Source organism: Dankookia rubra, from assembly GCF_004355005.1.
In the GTDB taxonomy this organism is placed as follows: Bacteria; Pseudomonadota; Alphaproteobacteria; order Acetobacterales; family Acetobacteraceae; genus Paracraurococcus; species Paracraurococcus ruber_A.
This window is the reverse complement of the sequence record NZ_SMSJ01000026.1, coordinates 13,509-33,506: the sequence shown is the minus strand read 5'-3', so window position 1 is coordinate 33,506 and position 19,998 is coordinate 13,509. Positions and strand designations below refer to the sequence as shown.

Genomic DNA, 19,998 nt, shown 5'->3' with positions numbered 1-19,998 from the left:
CCGCGGGCGGCGCTCAGCCCGCGGCCTTCCGCTCGCGCTCGCTCTCCGTCTTCAGCTGCCCGCAGGCCGCCAGGATGTCCCGCCCGCGCGGCCGGCGGATCGGGCTGGAATAGCCGGCATCGTTGAGGATGGCGGCGAAGCGCGCGGTCTGCTCGTGCGTGCTGGTCTGGTAGGGCGAGCCCGGCCAGGGGTTGAAGGGGATCAGGTTGATCTTCGCCGGCAGCCCGGCCAGCAGCCGCACCAGCTCGCGCGCCTCGGCCTCCGAGTCGTTCACCCCGCGCAGCATGACGTATTCGAAGGTGATCCGCCTGGCGTTGCTGGCGCCGGGATAGCGGCGGCAGGCGTCGAGCAACTCGCGGATCGGGTACTTGCGGTTCAGCGGCACGATCTCGTTGCGCAGCTCGTCGGTCACCGCGTGCAGGGAGACCGCGAGGTTCACCCCGAGCTCCTCGCCGCAGCGGTCCATCATCGGCACGACGCCGGAGGTCGAAAGCGTGATGCGCCGGCGCGAAAGGCCGATGCCCTCCCCGTCCATGATGATGCGCAGCGCCTTCGCCGTGTTCTCGTAATTGTACAGCGGCTCGCCCATGCCCATCACGACGATGGTGGACAGCAGCCGCGGCTGATCGTCCTTCGGGCTCGGCCATTCGGCGTAGCTGTCGCGCGCCGCCATGAACTGGCCGACGATCTCGGCGGCGCCGAGGTTGCGCACCAGCTTCTGCGTGCCCGTGTGGCAGAAGCGGCAGGACAGGGTGCAGCCGACCTGGGTCGAGATGCAGACGGCGCCGCGGTCGGCGTGGCGGTCGGGGATGTAGACCGTCTCCACCTCCTGCCCGTCGCGCCAGCGGAACAGCCACTTGCGGGTCTCGTCGCTGCTGGTCTGCACCTCGGTCGCCTGCGGCCGGCCGACGACGAAGCGCTCCGCCAGCGCCGCCCGCATCGGCCCGGCGATCGAGGACATGGCCGCGAAGTCGGTGACGCCCTGGTGGTAGATCCAGTGCCAGAGCTGCTTGGCGCGGAAGGGCTTCTCGCCCATCGCCACCATCTCGGCGGCCAGCTCCTCGCGCGACAGGCCGACCAGCTCGCGCCGGCCATCCGCCGTGGTGATCGGCGGCGGGTTGAAGAGCGCGGTCTTGGCCAGGATCCGGTCGCGCTCGGCCGCCGTCAGCTCGGGCGTGGCGGGGGTGACGGCATTCATCGCTTCGCCCCCGCCGCCGGGCATTCCTTCGAGATCGCGTCATAGGCGGCGCTGAAGCCGGCCAGCGGGAAGCTGTCGCTCACCGTGCCCTTGCCGTTGGCGACGGGCGCCTTCATCACGGCGTCGCGGCCGTTGCGGAAGGCGCGCACCGCCGCCGCCCCGTCGCGCGCCGCGGCGGTGGAGCCGGCGGTGTAGAAGGCGAGGTCGGTGCCGCCCACGCTCACCGTCGCCTCGGCATTGCGCGGGAAGGCATAGCCGGCCGAAATGGTCACGGTGTCCCGCGCATTGTGCCGGTGGGTGACGGTCAGCAGCACGCCCTGCCGGGCGGGCTCCGACTTGCTCGGCCGGGCAAAGGCATAGCAAATCTTCTGCCCGCCCTCGGCGAAGCTGGCGGCGGTCCAGGACTGGAACTCGCCGAGCTTCTGCGGGCGCGGCTGCGCCTCCGCAACGACCGGGGCAAGCAGAAGGGCGGCGAGCAGGGCAAGGCGGCTTGGCATGCGCATGCCCGCTAGATACGGGGCCGGGGGGCCGCCAGCAACCGGTCTGGCCCCCGGGCCTGCCCCGCTTTATGCACCCCAGCCATGACCGATGCCGCCGACCGCCAGCTCGCCGCCCAGTACGAGGCCTTCCCCTATCCCCAGCGCGACCCGCGGGAAGAGGCAAAGCGCCTGATCGTCGGCAGCCCGAGCCACCTGCGCGAGATCGACCACTGGATCTTCGGCGGCCGCCGCCCGGCCTCGACGCCGCTGCGGGCGCTGGTCGCCGGCGGCGGCACCGGGGACGGCACCATCATGCTGGCGCAGCAGATGGCCTGGGCCGGGCGGCCGGGCAGCGTCACCTGGCTCGACCGCAGCGGCGCGGCGCGCCAGGTCGCCGAGGCGCGAGCGGCGGCGCGCCGGCTCGACAACATCCGCTTCGAGGCTGGCTCGCTGCTCGAGCTGGAAGGCTCCGGCCTCGGCCCCTTCGACTACATCGATTGCTGCGGCGTGCTGCACCACCTGCCGGACCCGCTGGCGGGGCTGAAGTCGCTCGCATCCGTGCTGGCGCCGGGCGGCGGGATGGGGCTGATGGTCTATGCGCCGCATGGCCGCACCGGGGTCTACATGCTGCAGGACGCGCTGCGGCTGCTGGCCCCGGCCGAGGAGCCTCCGGCCGCGCGCGTCGATGCCGCGCGCCGGCTGTGGCGGCAGGTGCCGGAGACCGCCTGGCTGAAGCGCAACCCCTGGCTGACCGACCACATCTCCGGCGGCGACGCCGGGCTCTACGACCTGCTGCTGAACCCGCGCGACGCCGCCTTCACCGTCCCGGCGCTGGATGCGCTGGTGCGGGCCGCGGGGCTGCGCATTGCCTGCTGGGTGGAGCCGGTGCGCTACGACCCGGACGTGTACCTGCCCGACCCGAAGCTGCGGGCCCGCACCGCCGGGCTGGACCCGGTGCAGCGCGCGGCGCTGGCCGAGGCGATCACCGGCAACATGGGCATCCACATCGTCTACTGCGTCCGCGCCGGGCACGCCGTGCCGGAGCCGCCCTGGGAGGACCCCGAGGCGGTGCCGGTGCTGCGCGAGATGGACGGGCCGACCCTCGCCCGCGGCCTGCCGAAGGACGGCACCCTGCCCTGCAGCTTCGACGGCCTCCGGGTGAGCCTGCCGCTGCCGCGCCTGGCCAATGCCATCCTGCAGCGGGTGGACGGCCGGCGCAGCTTCGGCGCCATCGCCGACGAGCTGGCCGCCAACGGCGTGTCGCACGAGCATTTCTGGCGCGAGCTGCCGGCGCTGCGCCGGTCGATGGAGGCGATGAACCGGCTGCTGATCGCGGCGCCGGCATGAGCCGCCGAAAGGCCGGGGAGAAAGTATTCTCCCCGGACCCCTCATCTATTTCTGTGGGTCTGGCACCCTCCGCGCGACGGCAGCCGACTCACAAAAAGCAAAGGTGGAGCCTGGGGAGGAAATGCCTTTTCCTCCCCGGCCTTCCTGTCCGCGCCGCATGACCCCCATCATCATCTTCGGCGCCGCCGTCCGGCCCGACGGCAGCCCGAGCCCGGCGCTGCGCCGGCGGGTCGAGGCCGCGCTGCGCTTCGGCACCGGCCGCCGGGACGCGCTCTATCTCCCGACCGGTGCCAAGGGCCGCTTCGGCGAGGCCGAGTGCGCGGTGATGGCGGCGCAGCTGCGGGCGGCCGGCGTGCCGGCCTCGGCGATCCTCGAGGAGCCGACGGGAACCGACACCTTCTCCTCCGTCCTCGCCTGCCGGGCGCTGCTGCGGGGGATGGGCCATGCCGGGCCGGTCTTCGCCGCGACCAGCCGCTACCACCTGCCGCGCTGCCTGCTGCTGCTGCGCCTGGCCGGGGTGGCGGCGCGGCGGGTGCCGATCGGCGCCTCGGGCAATGTCGGCCTCGCCCAGCGCTGGTACTGGCGGCTGCGCGAGATGCCGGCGATTCCCTACGATGCGGCGCTGGTGCTGTGGGAGCGCGCAAGGGGGCGCTGACCCGGCCGCGGCTTGACACTCCCGGCGGGCGGCGGCATCGGCCGGGCAACGCCCCGAGGACCCGGATGCAGCCGCACGGCTTCGGCCCCCCACGCCTCCGCCTGCTGGCCGACGACCTGACCGGCGCGCTCGACAGCGCCGCCGAGCTGGCCGGGCTCTGCGGCCCGGTGCCGGTCGCCTGGCAGGAGGCAGCCGAGGGCAGCCTGGCGCTCGACAGCGGGACGCGGGAAGCCGGGCGGGACGCCGCCTTCGCCCGGGTGCGCGCGCTGGCCCCGGCGCTGGCCGGCGGCGACATCGCCTGCAAGAAGCTCGACAGCCTTTGGCGCGGCCAGCCCGCGGCGGAGCTCGCCGCCTGCCTCTCGACCGGCGCCTGGGCGCATTGCGTGCTGGCCCCGGCCTTCCCGGCGCAGCGCCGCATCACCAGGGGTGGCCGGGTGCTGTTCGGCCGGCCGGATGGCGGCTGGGAAACGGCGCCGGTCGACCCCGCCGCCGCGCTGGCGGCGGAAGGCCTCGCGGTGCGGCCCGGCCGGCCGGAGGCGCCGCTGCCGCCGGGGATCAGCCTGTTCGACGCGGAAACCGAGGAGGATCTCGCCCGCATCGTCGCCCTCGGCCGCGCCGCGCCGGGGCCGGTGCTGTGGTGCGGCAGCGGCGGGCTGGCGCGCGCCCTGGCCGGCGACGCGGTGCTGGCACCGGAGACGCGGCTCGACCCGCCGGTGCTCGGCCTCTTCGGCTCGGACCACGCCGTGACGGCGCGGCAGCTCGCCGCCTGCGGCACGGCCTGGCTGCGCCTGCCGGACGGTGCCGGCGCGGCGCCGGTCGCGCGGCGGCTGGATGCGACGGGACTGGCGCTGGTCAGCCTCGACCTGCCGCGCGGCCTTGACCGCGGCGCGGCGGCGCGGCGCATCGCCGCGGGCTTCGCTGTTCTCGCCCGCGCCCTGCCCCGCCCCGGCACGCTGATCGTCGCCGGCGGGGAGACGCTCCGCGCGCTCTGCGACGGGCTCGGCGCGCATGGCCTGCTGGCGGCGGGGCTGGTGACGCCCGGCGTGCCGCGGTCGCGGCTGCGGGGCGGCGCCTGGGACGGCCTTCCCGTCGTCTCCAAGTCCGGCGGCTTCGGGCCGGACGCGCTCTGGCGCGACCTTCTCGCCGGCAACGGCCATTTCTTCGGGAGCATCGACGCATGACGCCGCGGCATCTGGCCATCACCATGGGCGACCCGGCCGGGATCGGCCCCGAGATCATCGTCAAGGCCTGCCGGGCCCTGGCGCCGCGCCTTGCCGACCGCTCGCTGCGGCTGCTGGTGATCGGCCATGGCAGCGCGCTTGAGCGCGCCCGCGCCGCCTTCGCGCCGGAGCTGTCCATCCCCGCCGTCGCCGTGGACGCCGAATGGCCAGCCCTCGCCTTCCTGCAGGCCGGCGCGGAGACGTCCCCGATCGAGCCCGGCGTGCTGTCCCCGGAGGCCGGGCGCTTCGCCTTCCTGGGCGTCGAGCATGGCGTCCGCCTGGCCCAGGCCGGGCGGGTCGGCGGGCTGGTGACGGCGCCGCTGAACAAGGAGGCGCTGAACAAGGCCGGCCACCACTATGCCGGCCACACCGAGATGCTGGCCGACCTGACCGGGGTGAAGGGCAGCGTGATGCTGCTGGCCCACGGCAACATGCGGGTCAGCCACGTCACCACGCATTGCGCGCTCGAGGACGTGCCGAAGCGCGTCACCCCGGCGCGGATCCGCCTGGTGCTCGACCTGACGCACCGGGCGCTGCGCGACCTCGGCATCGCCGCGCCGCACATCGCCGTCGCCGCGCTGAACCCGCATGCCGGCGAGGGCGGGTTGTTCGGCCGGCAGGACATCGAGGTGGTGGCGCCGGCCATCGCCGCGGCCAATGCGGACGGGATGCGCGTCACCGGCCCGGTGCCGGGCGACACCGTTTTCGTCAAGCTGCGCGCCGGGCAGTTCGACGCGGTGGTCGCGATGTACCACGACCAGGGACATATCCCGGTGAAGCTGCTGGGCTTCCATGTCGACCCGGCGACGGGGAAGTGGGATGCGCTCTCCGGAGTGAACATCACGCTCGGCCTGCCGGTGATCCGCACCTCGGTCGACCACGGCACCGCCTTCGACATCGCGGGACGCGGCATCGCCAGCGAGCGGAGCCTGGTGGAGGCGATCGAGTATGCGGAGCAGCTGGCGGCGCATCGCGGCTGAGGCCGGGGAGGAGGTATCCTCCCTGGACCCTCCTCCGTTCTTGTGGGTCTGGCAGCCGACGCGCCGCGGGTGCCAGACCCACAAAAAGGAAGGGAGGGGTTCGGGGAGGGAACGCTTTCCCCTCCCTGACCTTGCCTTCCGGCTCTAGCCTGCGGCGTAACCAGTGAGGAAACGCCGATGATCCGCAGGACACTCGCGCTGGCCGCGCTCGGCCTGGCGCTGCTGCTGCGCCCGGCCGCGGCGCACGCGCCGAGCCAGCCGCCGCACCAGATGTACAGGATGGGCGACTTCAGGCTGGAAAGCGGCGAGACCATTCGCGACTTCGGCATCTCCTACGTCACCCACGGCACGCTGAACGCGGCGAAGTCGAACGCCATCCTCATGGTCACCGCGGTGGGCGGCAACCACCACCGTATCGACTTCCTGATCGGCCCGGGCAAGGCGCTCGACACCGACCGCTACTTCATCGTGGCGACCGATGCGATCGGCAACGGGCTCACGACCTCGCCGTCCAACAGCACGGCCCAGCCGCGCATGCAGTTCCCGCGCTATGCCATCCGCGACATGGTGGAATCGCAGCGCCGCCTGCTGGTCGACCGGCTCGGCATCAACCATGTCGTCGCGGTGGTCGGGCCCTCGATGGGCGGGATGCAGGTGCTGCAATGGGGCGTCAGCCAGCCCGGCTTCATGGACAGCCTGGTCGCCATGGTGCCGCTGGCGCGCACGCCGGCCTGGACCGTGGCGGTGCTGGAGGCGAGCCGCAAGGCGATCATGCTCGACCCCGCCTGGCAGGGCGGCAACTACACCGCGCCGCCGCTGGCCGGCATCCGGCTGTGGCGCGACATCCTGTCCTTCCTCGCGGCGCGGACGCCCGACATGTACGGCGCCCAATTCGCCGCCGACCCGATGGCGGTGCTGCCCTGGCTGAAGGCGCAGGAGGACGCGCAGCTGACGATCTTCGATGCCAATGACTGGCTCTACCAGACCTGGGCCTACGAGACGCACGATCTTGGCGCGACGCCGGGCATGGGCGGCGACGTGGCGAAGGCGCTCGGGACGATCCGGGCGCGGACGCTGATCCTGACCGGCACCAAGGACCTGCTGAACCCGGAATACGAACCGGCCGAGGCGGCGAAGCACATCGCCGGCGCGCGGCTGGCGACCATCAGCCCCGGCACCGTGACCGGCCATGCCGCGGCGGGCGGGGTCTTCCCTGCGGACGTGGAATTCCTCAACCGCGAGATCGCCCGGTTTCTCGGCGATGCGGCCGGGCGGTAGCGGCCGGAAGGCGCGGCGCCGCTAGACCCCGGCGCCGCTCACCTGGCGTTTCTCGACCCGGTAGCTCGGGCAGCAGGTCGAGAGCAGCAGGGCCTCGATCTCCGCATCCTCGGCATCGAACCACCGGGCCTTCCAGCAGTCGTTGGTCCAGATCGTCTCACACAACGCGCCGTCGTCCTTGTAGCCGACGAAGTAGCGCGGCTGCGTGGGCTGTATGTTCACTGCGACCAGGAGGTGCTTGGACATCACCGTCCACCCATGTTGCGACGCCTCATCTGAACCACATGCGGCAACGTTCCGCCGGCAAAGAAATCGTGTGGTGGGCCGGCATCACGCGGCTGTTTTTTGTGCGCGCAGGCGCATGGTCCGGGCGGCACGACGGCGGCGGCGGGTTGTCCGGGGAGGGATGGCGGACCCGACATTCCCGGTACTCCCACTTCAAGCTGTCCTAGCGGCGCTGCCTTCAACGACGAAGACCGGATGCGGACGGCCGCCCTGCTCGACACGCCATGGGACGGTGAGCCGATCCGGCGCCGCCGGGTGCTGACCGGCCGATCCACCTGATCGGAACGCGGCGAAGGCCGGCGGATCGGGTACTTCAGGTGGATGAAGAGGGGGGCACCCTGTCCGGCGCGATGACGTGTCGGCCGAGCCGTGATTGCCGAGCGGGCGCCTTGCACAGAGCGCGGCCGAGGGTCGCTGGCGGCGATTGCCGGGCCGGTGACGGTCTCCGGGCCCGAGGGCGCGGAGGCGGCTCCGCTGATCCCCCCCCGCCGTCCAGCCCATGCAGCTCGCCGCGTTGGCCCATCCCCTCGATGCGGCCCAGCCGCAGCGTGAGCACGCCACCCGCCAGGCGGATCGGCGGATGCACGAATGGTGGCCCCGGGTGGCGGCTGGCCCACCCGCCACCGAATGGCGCAGGAACAGAGGCTGTGGGACATCGCCCCGAAATATCGGGATCACCCGATGGCGCGCGGCGTTGGGTGATCAATGCGAGGGGAAGCCAGCCTTCAGGCGGTTCTGGTGGCGATCCTGAGAGCGAGGGTGCCGTGTCGGCACGCGGCGGGCGCGGGTGGCGCACCATTAGCTTCGCTAAGGATTGACACGCATCCAGAGGTCTTTTGCGCTTGTCTTGGGTGCGGCCCAGGGGGCCACAGTGAGGGTCACAGCATGTCACGCGGCTCCACACTTTTTGCCTTTGGGGTGGCTACGATGGTCGCCTCCATTCCTGCGCGGGGGCAGGTGCTGTCGCCGGACATCAGCGGTCAGGGGACCCTGCCCGGGTGGTCCGTGCCGAACGGCATGGTATATCAACGGCCGCCCCCCGCCCCGTGGGCTGCGTCTCCGGCGCCGCAATCCGGGCTACAGCCCGGCGGCATTACGCAATCGCAGGCGATGAACCTCCTCGCTGCGGAAGGCTTCACGAACATCCACCCCCCGACGCCGAAGGCAGATGGGTCGTGGACCGGCTACGCATCTCGAAGGGGCAGAACAGTCAGGGCGAAGGTCGATCCATACGGAAGTGTTTCCATAGAAGATTGACGTCTGCGAGGAGCACCGATGGCTCAGCCATCAGTTGCACGGCGCGAAGGGGTGCCGAGGGTCCGGGTACTCAGGATCGGTGCACGAGGTTGGAGGCTGGCGAGCAACGGGCCGGCAGCGGCGGGCAGTGTGGCCACAAACCGACCCCGGTGCCGGCATTGCGGCGTTGCAGGTTTCGCCAGGCCTGGAGAAGCGAGCCATGTCAGGCATCGGGCGCGGCTGTCACCGGCCTGTTGCGGGCTGACATTCCTCTCCTTGTCGTGCGCCGCACACTGTGGCGTCCCGCGCAAAACGGCAGATGTTGCCGCGTACAGAGCACGAGGCATCCAGGGCAATGGCATTCACGGTCCGCAGCATTCTTCCGAACCACGCGGCCAAGCCGGACTTCAACGGCGACGGCTTCACAGACCTGATCTGGCGCGGCGCCGATGGGTCGCTGGCCGTCTGGAACATGCGCCCGGACGGGCTCTCCGGCACGCCGGGCCTCTACATCGCGGCGCCCGCCGGCCTCGAACTCCGCGGCATCGGCGACATCCAAGGCAACGGAACGACCGACCTCATTTGGCAGGATGCGGCCGGACAGATCGAGACCTGGGCCATTCAGGACAATCAGGTCGGCACGGTCACGCCGCTCGGCGGCTTCGGCACAACCCGGCAGATCCGTATGACGGGCGACTTCAGCGGTGACGGCCATAGCGACCTGCTGTGGTTCAACCCGCCGAGCGCCAGCAGCCCGGACGGCAGTTGGTCAACGGCCTCGGCCGAGCCGCGCAAGATCCCACCTCTCGGCCTCGGCCAGCTGGCGCCATTCTCGATCGACTTCCAGCTGGTCGGTGTCGGCGACTTCGACGGGGATGGCCGCGACGACATCCTGTTTCGGGGTACCGGCAATGCGACGGTCGGGGTCTTCCGCATCGAGGAGCCCCGCGCCGTGACCCCGGGCGGTCCGGAGGCGCCGACCCAGACGGTGACCTTCGCCGACCCCGGACCAAGCTGGGCGGTACTCGGCTTGGCCGACTTCGATGGTGACGGGCGGACCGACATCCTCTGGCAGCACACAAACGCCACCGGCCAGGTCGACACGCGCACGATCTGGGGCGCCCAAGGCGGCGAATTGCCCGATCCCGGGGCCGACTGGTCGTTGGTCGGGACTGACGACTACAACAACGACGGCCGAGCCGACCTGATGTGGAAACACATGTCTGGCTGGTATGCCGAGTGGTTCATGGACGGGGCAAAGTGGCTCGGCGTTGGCGCCACCTTCGCCAGCAACACCGACTTCTGGCAGATCGGCGCGATTTAGTGATCCGGCCTGGGTATTCCTGAGCCATGCAGCGCGGCGGAAGGTCGTGTGTCCGAAGAAGCTGCGGACGCGGTCGGGCAGCTTGGATGGTTTGCGCATGTGCCCGACACCGGCGCGTGTGAGCTGCGCCTTGCGGTGCGCGACGCGATCGGCGCGGCGATGCTGATCAAGCGGAGCGTGCTGGACGGCGCGGGAGGCTTCGCTGGCCTGCTCGGGCGCAATGCCACCGGCACATTCGTCGGCTGCGACGAAACCGGGCCCTGCCTCCGCGTCGAGGAGGGATTCCCGACGGGGCGCTTCCTCTTCTTCCCGGAGGCGTGCGTCCGGCACAAGGTGCCGCCGTCATGCCTGCATGGGGCTACTTCTGGCGGCGCTGCGTTGCCGAGGGCCGCTCGAGAGCGTACCTCGGCGAGCTCACACGTTTGCCGAGCGCATTGCGGACCGGGCGCGATCATGTGCTCAGGACCCTGTCGAGCGGGTTCCTGCTGGGCCTGCGCGATGCCGCGCTAGGGCGTGATGCGGGCGGCCTGGGCCGCGCCGCCGCGATTGCATTCGGATTGTACGCGACGATCTTCGGATACATGCGTGTGCGGCTCGGCAGTGGCTCCGTCCGGCTCAAAGGACCGCCCGGGAACATAGCGGTTCATTCGAACCGGTCGTGATCGGCTCGAGGCGGCGGCTGCCGGACGAAGAGCGTGCATGTGGACGCCCGGGAACCAGCCGAGATACGGCCGCGGCAAGCTGCGCTATCCGGGTGCTCTGACCGACGAGGAAAGGTTGATCATCGGCCCGTTGATCCCAGACGCGAAGGACGGCGACGACAAGCGGAGGATTGACATGCACGCGGTGCTGAATGGGGTGATGCACATCCTGAGCGCCGGCTGCCGGTGAGCGGCGCTGCCGGCAGACCCGCCGCCGCGGAGCACGGCGAACGACGACGTCCGGCGCTGTGACAAGGCCCGCGCGCTGCGGTCTCAGCGCTGGCGCGCCGCAAACCTGCGGTCGCCCGCGATTGTGGCAGCCCTCTCCTAACGCGCGGGACGCGCGGTTCGCGTACCATTTGCGAGATCGGCAAACCACTGGGCATAAGGTGTCGTTCGCGCAAGATGCCTGTTGAAATCGGGAGCGCCATCATCCCACCAAACCGGCCCGCGCTCACCCAGGGCGGTCTTCGCGGCATCCACTTGCAGACGAGCGACCTCACGAGCGGCATCGTCACCGACGCGCATGGCCTGCTGTTTTGCGCGTCGCGCAGCCATGAGCGCTTTCACCAGCTCGGCGCGTCGTTCATCGCTCAGGTGTGGGTTTGAGCAGCGCCAAAGGCGTCCGCGGACGGCGAAATAGCGGCCGTCCGGGGTGACCGGATATCTCACGGCCTGACCAGCCTCGCCGGGATCTGGCCGGCATTGCTTGAACCGCGCCGGACTGGCATTCCTGCGCTGTGCGTCGGTTCGCCTGATGACGCAAAGGCTCTGCCGAAAAGTCGCAGGATCCCGGATGCATACTCGTGCACCGGGTAGGTCTCTCGCCGCTTGCCGCGGCCAAGGCCGGCTATCGGCAGGGCGCGGCCAGGACCGCGCCCTCCGCATCCTCGGTCATGCCCCTGCCCTGCAATCACGCCGGGATCCTGGCGCGGTGCGGTAATTGCGGCAAGCCCCGAGTAGGTCGCGGGACGCAGGGCATCGCGGGTGAAGCTTGGCACTTCGGACACGGCGAGAGAACGGGGCGCGCTGGTCTCGGGCATGCCGTTCCGCGCCCGGGCCAGGACCGGAGCAGGTCGCGGAGCTGCACCGCATTCTCAGGCCGACGAAGGGATGGCCATCAGCTGCCAGTGCCGAGGGCGCGCAGCACCGCGGGATCGAGCTGGGCCGGGTGAGGACCAGACCGTGCCGGAAAGCCCATGATGTCGCCGTAGCCCCAAAGTGCCCAGCCAAGCCCCTCGCGCCCTGCGGCTTGCCCGAACGCTTCGAAGTAAGCCAGGCGTGCGGGACGGTTCAGGTGCGCGTGGGCGCCGAATTCCAGGATCATGACCGGGGCATCGTGGCGCCGGCCCCACGCGGCGGCGGTCGCCAGCCTTTCGTGCAGCCGTGCTGCGTTCCAGCCTTCGCCGCAGTAGAATTCGCCGATGGCACGGCTGCGGGCATGCGCGCTGTCCGCCACGGTTGCCCGGCATGCCGCGACGTCCGTGACCGGAAAGGGCAGCCGCGCGATGGCGGCGGCATCGAGGCCTGGTTCAAAGGAAGCCAGGCCGGCCAGGACACCTGGCGTGTAGTCGTGCACGCTGTAGATCACCCTCGGGTCGCGCACCGGGCGAAGCTGCTGCAGACCCTCCAGGCTGCCCCAGTCGGCTCCGGTCAGGATGATGGTGTGCAGCGGTAGCACGGTCCGGATCACCGCCAGCACCTCGAGCTGCAGTGCGGCCCAGACCGCATGGTCGCGGAAGATCGGCTCGTTCAGCACCTCGACAAAGGTCCGGGACCGATCGAAGCGGCGCATGGCCGGCGCCATGCCCCGCCAAAAGTCGAACAGTGCCTGGCGGTGCTCGGGATGGTCCTCCGGGTACCAGCTTTCCGGGTGCGCATCGACGATGACGCCGAGGCCGGCGCGGTGCAGCCGTTCGATCGCCTCCAGCACGACGGCGAGCCGCGTCGGTTCAAGGGTTCCGTCGGGACGCAGCAGCACCTGTGGCTGGATGCAGAGCCGGACAAAGGTGAAGCCGGCGGCGCGGATTTCCGCCATGGCCGTGTCGGGCAGGTAAGCGCGCAGCCGCGCCGGCTCGGCGCTCGCAGGAAAGCGGAACCAGTTGGTGATGTTGAGGCCGCGTCGCAGCACCGCGCGCTGCTCCGACGGCAGTTGCGCCAAGGCCGGCACGGCGGCGGTCATCGGCCCGAGCGCGATGCCGAGCGCGCCGGCCAGCAGGCGTGCGCCCGTCCGCCGGCGGCCTGCAAGGATGCCCCTTCCCTGGAATGGCATGCATGCGTTCCTTGTCCGGCCCGTCTACGCCTGCGCCGCGGGCGCTCGCCGGCGGACGGATTGCTTTGCCAGCAGCCACAGGAAGCGGCTGTTGCCGATCAGGTAGCGCTTCCACAGCCGTCGCGGCTCGAGCCCGAGCCGCCATGCCCATTCCAGCCCGGCCGTCTGCATCCAGCGTGGTGCCCGCCGCACCTCCCCGGCCAGCACGTCGAAGGCACCGCCGACGCCCATGATGAGCTTCACGCCGAGGGCGTTCCGGTGTCGCTCGCACCAGATGTCCTTGAAAGGCGATGGCATGCCGAGGAAGAGCATGTCTGCGCGTGCCTCGGAGATCTGCCGCACCACGTCCTGGTGCTGCGCGGCCGTGAAGTAGCCGTCGCGCCAGCCGACGATCTCGATGCCGGGGTAGCTGGCCCGACACCGGGCGACGAAGCGCTCCAGGACCGGCGGCTTCGCCCCGAGCAGGAAGATGCGCAGTCCCTCCTTCGGTGCGCATCGCAGCAAGCCATCGAGCAGGTCGATGCCCGCGACGCGTTCCGGGATCTCGCCGCCCAGCATCCGTCCCGCCCAGACCAGCGACATGCCGTCCGCGGTGACCAGGTCGGCGGCCTGCGCCGCCTCCCGCAACGCCGGGTCGTCCTGCATGGCGACGAGGTGGGAGGCGTTCGCGGTCAGGACGATGCGGGCGCGCGCGCTGCTGCGGGCGGTCTCGAGGCACCAGTCCAGCACCTCCTGCTGCCGCATCGGGTCGATGCCGCAGCCAAGGACGGAAACGGAGGACCGGCGCATCATACGACATGCCCGGCGGGCGGCGAGCTGCCTTCGATCGCCGTGGCATAGAGCAGCCAGCCCCACTCATAGGGCCGGATCTCCCGGTTCAGCCGGAACCGCGGCGACGGAGGCTCCGGCGTCGGCAGGCCGGCGAGCAGGCAGGCCTGACGCAGCCGGTGCGCCGCGGCGCCTTCCTCCCGCTCGACGCTCCGCCAGATGATGCCGGACGCGGGCTCGACCAGGTCCAGTCCCAGCTCGTTCGCATGCAGCCAGGCGCGGCTGCGGGCGACGGCAGCGGCATGGGCCTGGCCACCCGCCAGCGCCAGGGCACGCAGCGCCATCGGCGCCATGCTGTGCTGATGCACCGAATAGACCGGATAGGCTTCGGCCACCGCGTCATTGGCGGCATCGTGGTGCCACCACCACTGGCCGAGCGGCCCCTGCGCCGCGACGAGCCGGGCGCCGCAATGGTCGGCCAGCTGCCGCGCCGTCGCGTCGCCCAGCACCAGGGCAGCGAAGGACAGTGCCTGCAGCGGGTAGACCTGGTCGGCGAAGTTGGCGATCTGCCGCCGCATCCGGTGGCGCAGCGGCGCTGCCGTGGAAGCGTGGCGGAACACCAGCGTCTGCTGGTCGAGCCGGCCTTCCAGCTCGCGCAGGGCAGCGATGGTGGCCGGGCGGAGCGCCGGCACGCTGGCATGCAGCAGGCCGCTGACAAGCCAGGCCACCTCCATCGTGGTAAGCTCGGGCAGGAGCGATTCCAGCTCATCCGGACTGAAGCCGGCTTCGGCCAGCAGGACGAGCGGCGCCGCGCCGCGCACCGCGCTGTTGGCCCAAAGCACCAGGCCGAGCGCGCCCGGATAGGCTTCGTCGCGCACGCCGGCGGCGAGGTCGCGGCAGAGCGCGGCCGGATCGGCGACGACGGCGCGGAGCGGGATGCCGGCGCGGTGCAGTCCGATCAGGCAGATGGCGGAGCTGGTGAGGCTTTCAGTCCCAAGCGTCGGGGCCCAGGCGCCGTCGCGGATCTGCCGGCCGAAGCGGCCACTGCGCGGATCCAGGCAGTCGCGCAGCCTGTCGGTGCACAGATCCTGGAGGTCTTCGATGCGGGGGGCAAGGGCCTGGCTCATCGCGCGGGGACTCCGTCGGCGAGGGTCGGGAAAGAGGGAGGCGGCATCAGGTGAGAATGGGCCGGCAGCGGTGCGGTGCGGCGGACGGCGCCGGCGACCAGCCTGGCGATGCGATCCGCCGCCTTTCCGTCGCCGTAGGGAGAGACGCCCTTGGCCATCGCGGCATAAGCCACGGGAGATGTCAGCAGCTCGCTCGCCGCGGCCAGGATGTGGTCGGGATCCGTGCCGACGAGGCGGGCGACGCCGTGGTCCACCGCTTCGGGCCTTTCGGTGACATCGCGCAGCACGAGGACCGGCTTACCGAGCGCCGGCGCCTCTTCCTGCAACCCACCGCTGTCGGTGAGCACCAGGGCGCAATGCTGCATCGCGGCGACCAATTCGGGATAGCCGAGCGGATCGGTGAGCGTCACCTGCGGGTGACGGCCGAGCATGGCATGCGCCATGTCCCGCACATTCGGGTTGGGATGCACCGGATAGAGCAGATGCAGGTCGGGAAAGGCTGCGAGCAGGCGGCGGACCGCCGTCAGGACCTGCTCGGCCGGCCTGCCGAAGCTCTCGCGGCGGTGCATGGTCATCAGCACCAGCCGGCCATTGCGTCCCATGGCCTGGGGCGGCAGGCCGGGGAGACTGCCCGGCGCGCGGCGAGCGACATCGAGCAAAGCGTCGATGACCGTGTTGCCGGTGACGTGGATGGTCTCGGCCGCCACGCCTTCCCGCAGCAGGGCGCGGCGGGCGCCCTCCGTCGGGCAGAAATTCAGCGCTGCCGCGCGGCCAGCGACCACGCGGTTGAACTCTTCCGGGAAAGGGTTCTGGAGGTCGCCGGTGCGCAGCCCCGCCTCGACATGACCGAACGGAATACGACGGTGGAAACAGGCGATGGCAGTGGCCATGACGGTGCTGGTATCGCCTTGCGCCAGCACCATGCCGGGCGGTGCCTCGGCCAGCAGTGGATCGATGCCTTCGAGGATGCGCGCGACCAAGCCGGAGAGGCTTTGGTTCGGACGCATCAGGTCGAGGTCGAGGTCACCGCGCAGCCCGAAGCTTGCCAGCGCCTGATCCAACAGGTCGCGGTGCTGGCCAGTCAGCAACAGCCGGACTGATAGGCCGGACTTGCGGCGCAACGCCTGCACCACAGGTGCCATCTTGATAGCTTCAGGCCGTGTTCCAACCACACACAGCACACTCGCCGGTGCCATTCCTGTATCCCTCCACAGAGCGGCGCAGGCCAACTCTGTGAATTAACTTTTATGTACCTCGTTCAACCAAAACCCCTCACAGGGAAGCGAATGCCGGTCACGTAATGAGGCGTGTTAGTACTTCTATGTTTGAGCGATTCACCACGCAATTGCGCCGCACCGATTGAAGCGGATGGCGGGAGGGTGCGAAGGCCGTGGAGCCTGGATTTGGCTTGCAACAAAGACCGGCAAGGGTCCTGCGTTCACCTTTGAATGCAAACCGCTATGAAGAACCGAAGCTTTGTCGTTGCTTTCAGAAAGCATGAGCGAGGCGGGATGACCAGCGATGGGGTGTCGGTTGCCATACGCAGTTGAAGTTTCTTTTCCTCATATGGATTGAAGCAGACAATCAGCATCGTATGTTTATGGGGAAGTTCTCAGAACGTCATGGAAGTTGAATCTTTCATTCATTTATAAAGAAACGTATGTTTTCGAACTTTTTATTTACACTTTTTTCGTTTCGATTTGTCGATGTCCGGGCTTAGGATGATCGCCCTCCTTCGATGCAAAGGGATTTTCAATTTCGCAACAATCATGTCATTTTGGATCTGCTGCGACCCTGCACGCGAAAAGCCCTTACCTCGCCTCGGTTCAGGCAACGACGCGGTGTGAGATGATGGAGATCATGGCAATCCGGATGTGCCCGGCGAAGAGGTCGCCGGCGCGCTCCTAGACGATGTTCAGGCGCCGGTAGCGACCGAGCCAGGCGCAAAGCCGCCCAACATTCCGCCTGGTCCCTTTCGGCAGGAAGCGCTCGTCCCGCGTGTGACCAGGCGAGATGAAGAGGTGGATGTCATGCTCAAGCGCTGCCGCGGCGAAGGGCGCGCCCTTGAAGCCGCTATCGCCGATGAGGTCACCTTCAAGGCCAAGCGCGGCCAGCCGCGGCAGCATCGCCACCGTGCCTGCATGGCCTTCCGTAATGGCGGGCTGCAATTCGGGATCAAGCAGCGAGCCATACTTGTCGCAGACCGCGAATCGCTCCGCGCCCTTGACCAGCCCGCCACCATCGATGCCGCGTACCCAGGCGGTTGGGGCCGACCGCAGGGGACGGCCCTCGGCCAACACCGCCGAAGGCAGAACCTCGTCGCTGCGGGCGAGGCGCCAATCGAGCGCGAGGCGTTGGCCCAGCCGTCACCGCAGCCCCAGGCGGGTTCAGCGCGTGAAGGTGCTGTGCAGGGTGGTGAAGGGGATACCGGAGAACCAGCCGGCGAGGCGGCACCGCAGGCCGCCGAAGCTCAGGGTCCACATCAGCCCCATCAACCGCCGGGGTATGGTCTGCCCGCGATTGGGCAAGCGACAGCGGATCGCGCTGCAAGCCGCGGGACAGGGGGTGGCATATTGGCGGACTCGAAAGGATTCGAACCTTCGACCTCTGCCTTCGGAGGGCAGCGCTCTATCCAGCTGAGCTACGAGTCCAGCGCGGCACTTCCTAGCCCGCCCCGCCGCACAAAGGAAGCCCCCTAGTCCCGGTGCACGTCATGCGTGACGATCCCCGGGTCCTCCGCCGGCAGCACCCGCCAGTCCGGCCGCGCCAGGGTGCGCCGGGTGTCCTCGAGCCCGCTCTGCCAGTGCTCCCGCATCGTCTCCGGGCCGAATTCGTAGTCCTTCGCCTGCCCCTCATAGGCCTTGGCCTGGTAGACCATCTGCAGGATCGACAGCCGCGGCAGCCGAGCCAGCCGTTCGCGCATCGCCCGGTCCTCGGCGGTCAGCGACGCCTCCGGCAGCCGGTCCAGCGCGGATTTGAGCCGCAGTTGCCAGCGCCGCAGCCTGGTATAGGCATCCGTGTTCATCCGGGTCCGGGACGAATAGCGGATGTCCTTCTCCCGCCCCAGTACCTCCTCCATGTCCCGCGGCAGCGGGCCGCGGGCGGGGAAAAGGTCGACCTGGAAGACCAGCGCGTCGCGGCAGTCAAGCTCGTCCTCCAGCAGGTATTGCAGCGGCGTGTTGGACACCAGGCCGCCGTCCCAGAACCACTCCCCGCCGATCCGCACCGCCGGCAGGCCGGGCGGCAGGGCGCCGGAGGCCATGACGTGCTCCGGCACCAGGGGCAGCATCGCGCTGTCGAAATACTGGAAATTGCCGGTCGTCACGTTGACGGCACCCACCGCCAGCCGCGGATGCCCGCCCGGCTGGTCCAGCAGCGCCCAGTCCACCAGCCCCTCCAGCGTCTCCCGCAGCGCCCCGGTCTGGTAGAAGGCGGTCGCCCCGGCCGAGCCGCGCGGCGCCAGCCAGGGATTGATCGGGTTGGGCCGGAAGAAGCCCGGCGTGCCGAGGCTGAGCGTCGCCAGCGCGCTCTGGACGTTGCGCGCGCGCCGCAGGTCGTCGCCATCCGGGGCAAAGGGCCAGAGCTTGCGGTGGGTGATCCGCTCCCAGAACTCCCGCAGCCGCGGCAGCCGGTCCGCCCGCGCATTGCCGGCGATCAGCGCCGCATTGATGGCGCCGATCGAGACGCCGGCCAGCCAGTCCGGCTCCAGCCCCGCCTCGTGCATCGCCTGGTAGACGCCGGCCTGGTAGGACCCGAGCGCCCCGCCCCCTTGCAGGACCAGGGCAATGCGGCCGAAGCCGGCGGGATCCGGCGGGATGGTGGCCAAGCGATCTCTCCTTCCGTGGCGGCGGCGGGCGCCTATGCTAGACCGATATTGCCCTGACCGTGTCAGGACGGCATCGGTCCAGGCTTTGTTGAGCCTGCGACTCACGTCCTGCGTGTTTCCACCCGGGACGATCGCAGGCTGGCAGCGACGGAGGGACGAACCATGGACGGAAGCGCGAGCGCGACCCGCACGCCGAACGACCCGCAAGCCCTTCTGCAGGCGCTTTATGCCGAGATGCGGCCGCATAGCCTGTACCCCCTTTGGGAGGTCCTCGCCTCCCTCGTCACCCCCTCGCCGCGCTCCGCCGCCCGGCCGCATCGCTGGTCCTATGCCCCGGCGCGGGACTACCTGCTGCGCGCCGGCGACCTGATCAGCGCCGAGCAGGCCGAGCGCCGGGTGCTGATCCTGGAGAACCCCGGCCTGGCCGGCAGTTCCGCCGTCGTCCCGAGCCTTTATGCCGGGCTGCAGCTGATCCTGCCGGGGGAGGTCGCGCCCTGCCACCGCCATACCCAATGCGCGCTCCGCTTCGTCATGGAGGGCGACAACGCCTTCACCGCGGTGGACGGGGAGAAGGCGGTGATGCGGCCCTTCGACCTGGTCCTCACGCCGAACTGGCAATGGCACGACCACGGCAATGCCAGCGGCGCGCCGATGATCTGGCTCGACGGCCTCGATATCCCGACCGTCCGCTTCTACGAGGCGAGCTTCGCCGAGCGGCTGCACGAGCCCGCCCATTCCGAGACCATCCCTTCCGGCGACAGCATGCGCCGCTATGGCCGCAACCTCAGGCCGATGCGCGGCACCGCGGCCGACCGCCGGCCGGCGCACCAGCCGCTGTTTCACTACCCCTATGCCGAATGGCGCGAGAGCCTGCTGGCGCTCGCCGCGGCCGAGGCGCCCGACCCGCATCTCGGCCACGCCATGGAATTCCTCAACCCGGCCGATGGCGGCCCGGTCATGCCGACCATCGCCGCGCATGTCCGCCACCTGCCGGCCGGCTTCGAGACGCGGCCGCGCCAGGCCACCGACGGCACCGTCCTGGTGGTGGTCGAGGGCCACGGCACGGCGCGGGTGGGCGAGGCGGAGTACCGGCTGGAGGAGCGCGACTTGCTCGTCGTCCCCTCCTGGCAGTCGCTGACGCTGGCGGCCGGCAGCCGGATGGTGCTCTTCGGCTATTCCGATCGCGCGGCGCAGGAGAAGCTCGGGCTGTTCCGCGAGGCGCGGCTCTAGGCCGCCATGGCCGCCCCGGGTGTTTCCGCCCGGGACGGCCACGGGCCAGGAACGGCCCCCCTTCCCGCCGCG

General features: G+C 70.4%; 18 protein-coding genes and 1 tRNA gene. 9 read left to right on the top strand and 10 right to left on the bottom strand.

Annotation, left to right across the window (positions count from 1 at the left end; genetic code table 11):
• Positions 1-13: 13 nt before the first annotated feature.
• Both rlmN and E2C06_RS18520 read right to left on the bottom strand, forming a co-directional pair.
• The gene (gene rlmN, locus E2C06_RS18525; RefSeq protein WP_241671354.1) at positions 14-1,198 is read right to left on the bottom strand and encodes a 23S rRNA (adenine(2503)-C(2))-methyltransferase RlmN; all 1,185 of its coding nucleotides are present in this window, start codon (positions 1,196-1,198) and stop codon (positions 14-16) included.
• Entirely contained in the window at positions 1,195-1,695 is a 501-nt protein-coding gene (locus E2C06_RS18520) for an invasion associated locus B family protein (protein WP_241671353.1), read from the bottom strand. The genes rlmN and E2C06_RS18520 overlap by 4 nt, the downstream gene beginning before the upstream one ends.
• Positions 1,696-1,779: 84 nt before the next feature.
• Here E2C06_RS18520 and E2C06_RS18515 point away from each other — a divergent pair, with 84 nt between their 5' ends.
• From E2C06_RS18515 to E2C06_RS18495, 5 genes are all read left to right on the top strand, one after another.
• Positions 1,780-3,024: a class I SAM-dependent methyltransferase gene (locus E2C06_RS18515; RefSeq protein WP_133290099.1), complete on the top strand. Its 1,245-nt coding sequence runs from the start codon at positions 1,780-1,782 to the stop codon at positions 3,022-3,024.
• A gap of 157 nt (positions 3,025-3,181) precedes the next feature.
• Positions 3,182-3,679, top strand: coding sequence for a YdcF family protein (locus E2C06_RS18510; RefSeq protein ID WP_133290098.1), 498 nt, complete (start codon positions 3,182-3,184; stop codon positions 3,677-3,679).
• 65 nt (positions 3,680-3,744) lie between these two features.
• Positions 3,745-4,860, top strand: coding sequence for a four-carbon acid sugar kinase family protein (locus E2C06_RS18505; RefSeq protein ID WP_133290097.1), 1,116 nt, complete (start codon positions 3,745-3,747; stop codon positions 4,858-4,860).
• Entirely contained in the window at positions 4,857-5,879 is a 1,023-nt protein-coding gene (gene pdxA / locus E2C06_RS18500; RefSeq protein ID WP_133290096.1) for a 4-hydroxythreonine-4-phosphate dehydrogenase PdxA, read from the top strand. The genes E2C06_RS18505 and pdxA overlap by 4 nt, the downstream gene beginning before the upstream one ends.
• 177 nt (positions 5,880-6,056) lie before the next feature.
• Positions 6,057-7,157 (top strand): alpha/beta fold hydrolase, encoded by a 1,101-nt coding sequence (locus E2C06_RS18495; RefSeq protein WP_133290095.1) that lies wholly within the window; start codon positions 6,057-6,059, stop codon positions 7,155-7,157.
• 21 nt (positions 7,158-7,178) lie between these two features.
• Here the strand turns inward: E2C06_RS18495 and E2C06_RS18490 are convergent, their stop codons facing one another.
• The gene (locus tag E2C06_RS18490; RefSeq protein WP_133290094.1) at positions 7,179-7,403 is read right to left on the bottom strand and encodes a hypothetical protein; all 225 of its coding nucleotides are present in this window, start codon (positions 7,401-7,403) and stop codon (positions 7,179-7,181) included.
• Between the two features lie 1,630 nt (positions 7,404-9,033).
• On the opposite strand from E2C06_RS18490, the gene E2C06_RS18485 reads away from it, so the two are divergent.
• The 3 genes from E2C06_RS18485 (at position 9,034) to E2C06_RS38505 (ending at position 11,312) form a co-directional block, all read left to right on the top strand.
• Complete coding sequence (locus E2C06_RS18485; protein ID WP_133290093.1) at positions 9,034-10,002, top strand: FG-GAP repeat domain-containing protein; 969 nt, start codon at positions 9,034-9,036, stop codon at positions 10,000-10,002.
• Between the two features lie 699 nt (positions 10,003-10,701).
• The gene (locus tag E2C06_RS18480) at positions 10,702-10,893 is read left to right on the top strand and encodes a transposase (RefSeq protein WP_133290092.1); all 192 of its coding nucleotides are present in this window, start codon (positions 10,702-10,704) and stop codon (positions 10,891-10,893) included.
• Between the two features lie 215 nt (positions 10,894-11,108).
• Positions 11,109-11,312: a hypothetical protein gene (locus tag E2C06_RS38505; protein ID WP_193560475.1), complete on the top strand. Its 204-nt coding sequence runs from the start codon at positions 11,109-11,111 to the stop codon at positions 11,310-11,312.
• Between the two features lie 511 nt (positions 11,313-11,823).
• Here the strand turns inward: E2C06_RS38505 and E2C06_RS18470 are convergent.
• From E2C06_RS18470 to E2C06_RS18440, 7 genes are all read right to left on the bottom strand, one after another.
• Positions 11,824-12,975 (bottom strand): glycoside hydrolase family 5 protein, encoded by a 1,152-nt coding sequence (locus tag E2C06_RS18470; RefSeq protein ID WP_133290090.1) that lies wholly within the window; start codon positions 12,973-12,975, stop codon positions 11,824-11,826.
• A gap of 24 nt (positions 12,976-12,999) precedes the next feature.
• Entirely contained in the window at positions 13,000-13,767 is a 768-nt protein-coding gene (locus E2C06_RS18465; protein WP_133290089.1) for a WecB/TagA/CpsF family glycosyltransferase, read from the bottom strand.
• The gene (locus E2C06_RS18460) at positions 13,764-14,870 is read right to left on the bottom strand and encodes a hypothetical protein (RefSeq protein ID WP_133290088.1); all 1,107 of its coding nucleotides are present in this window, start codon (positions 14,868-14,870) and stop codon (positions 13,764-13,766) included. The genes E2C06_RS18465 and E2C06_RS18460 overlap by 4 nt, the downstream gene beginning before the upstream one ends.
• A complete protein-coding gene (gene wecB, locus E2C06_RS18455; protein ID WP_133290087.1) occupies positions 14,867-16,066 on the bottom strand; it encodes a non-hydrolyzing UDP-N-acetylglucosamine 2-epimerase in 1,200 nt (399 codons plus the stop codon). The genes E2C06_RS18460 and wecB overlap by 4 nt, the downstream gene beginning before the upstream one ends.
• Before the next feature lie 708 nt (positions 16,067-16,774).
• The gene (locus E2C06_RS38760) at positions 16,775-17,167 is read right to left on the bottom strand and encodes a hypothetical protein (protein WP_206664584.1); all 393 of its coding nucleotides are present in this window, start codon (positions 17,165-17,167) and stop codon (positions 16,775-16,777) included.
• Between the two features lie 277 nt (positions 17,168-17,444).
• Positions 17,445-17,521, bottom strand: a tRNA-Arg gene (locus E2C06_RS18445).
• A gap of 44 nt (positions 17,522-17,565) precedes the next feature.
• Positions 17,566-18,696 (bottom strand): patatin-like phospholipase family protein, encoded by a 1,131-nt coding sequence (locus E2C06_RS18440; protein WP_241671351.1) that lies wholly within the window; start codon positions 18,694-18,696, stop codon positions 17,566-17,568.
• Positions 18,697-18,858: 162 nt separating this feature from the next.
• On the opposite strand from E2C06_RS18440, the gene gtdA reads away from it, so the two are divergent.
• Complete coding sequence (gene gtdA / locus E2C06_RS18435; RefSeq protein ID WP_133290085.1) at positions 18,859-19,926, top strand: gentisate 1,2-dioxygenase; 1,068 nt, start codon at positions 18,859-18,861, stop codon at positions 19,924-19,926.
• Positions 19,927-19,998 lie beyond the last annotated feature (72 nt).

What these genes read in the sequence shown, in the direction of transcription:
- rlmN (WP_241671354.1), bottom strand. Translation starts at nt 1,198, where the DNA reads ATGAATGCCGTCACCCCCGCCACGCCCGAGCTGACGGCGGCCGAGCGC.
- E2C06_RS18520 (WP_241671353.1), bottom strand. Translation starts at nt 1,695, where the DNA reads ATGCCAAGCCGCCTTGCCCTGCTCGCCGCCCTTCTGCTTGCCCCGGTC.
- E2C06_RS18515 (WP_133290099.1), top strand. Translation starts at nt 1,780, where the DNA reads ATGACCGATGCCGCCGACCGCCAGCTCGCCGCCCAGTACGAGGCCTTC.
- E2C06_RS18510 (WP_133290098.1), top strand. Translation starts at nt 3,182, where the DNA reads ATGACCCCCATCATCATCTTCGGCGCCGCCGTCCGGCCCGACGGCAGC.
- E2C06_RS18505 (WP_133290097.1), top strand. Translation starts at nt 3,745, where the DNA reads ATGCAGCCGCACGGCTTCGGCCCCCCACGCCTCCGCCTGCTGGCCGAC.
- pdxA (WP_133290096.1), top strand. Translation starts at nt 4,857, where the DNA reads ATGACGCCGCGGCATCTGGCCATCACCATGGGCGACCCGGCCGGGATC.
- E2C06_RS18495 (WP_133290095.1), top strand. Translation starts at nt 6,057, where the DNA reads ATGATCCGCAGGACACTCGCGCTGGCCGCGCTCGGCCTGGCGCTGCTG.
- E2C06_RS18490 (WP_133290094.1), bottom strand. Translation starts at nt 7,403, where the DNA reads ATGTCCAAGCACCTCCTGGTCGCAGTGAACATACAGCCCACGCAGCCG.
- E2C06_RS18485 (WP_133290093.1), top strand. Translation starts at nt 9,034, where the DNA reads ATGGCATTCACGGTCCGCAGCATTCTTCCGAACCACGCGGCCAAGCCG.
- E2C06_RS18480 (WP_133290092.1), top strand. Translation starts at nt 10,702, where the DNA reads ATGTGGACGCCCGGGAACCAGCCGAGATACGGCCGCGGCAAGCTGCGC.
- E2C06_RS38505 (WP_193560475.1), top strand. Translation starts at nt 11,109, where the DNA reads ATGCCTGTTGAAATCGGGAGCGCCATCATCCCACCAAACCGGCCCGCG.
- E2C06_RS18470 (WP_133290090.1), bottom strand. Translation starts at nt 12,975, where the DNA reads ATGCCATTCCAGGGAAGGGGCATCCTTGCAGGCCGCCGGCGGACGGGC.
- E2C06_RS18465 (WP_133290089.1), bottom strand. Translation starts at nt 13,767, where the DNA reads ATGATGCGCCGGTCCTCCGTTTCCGTCCTTGGCTGCGGCATCGACCCG.
- E2C06_RS18460 (WP_133290088.1), bottom strand. Translation starts at nt 14,870, where the DNA reads ATGAGCCAGGCCCTTGCCCCCCGCATCGAAGACCTCCAGGATCTGTGC.
- wecB (WP_133290087.1), bottom strand. Translation starts at nt 16,066, where the DNA reads ATGGCACCGGCGAGTGTGCTGTGTGTGGTTGGAACACGGCCTGAAGCT.
- gtdA (WP_133290085.1), top strand. Translation starts at nt 18,859, where the DNA reads ATGGACGGAAGCGCGAGCGCGACCCGCACGCCGAACGACCCGCAAGCC.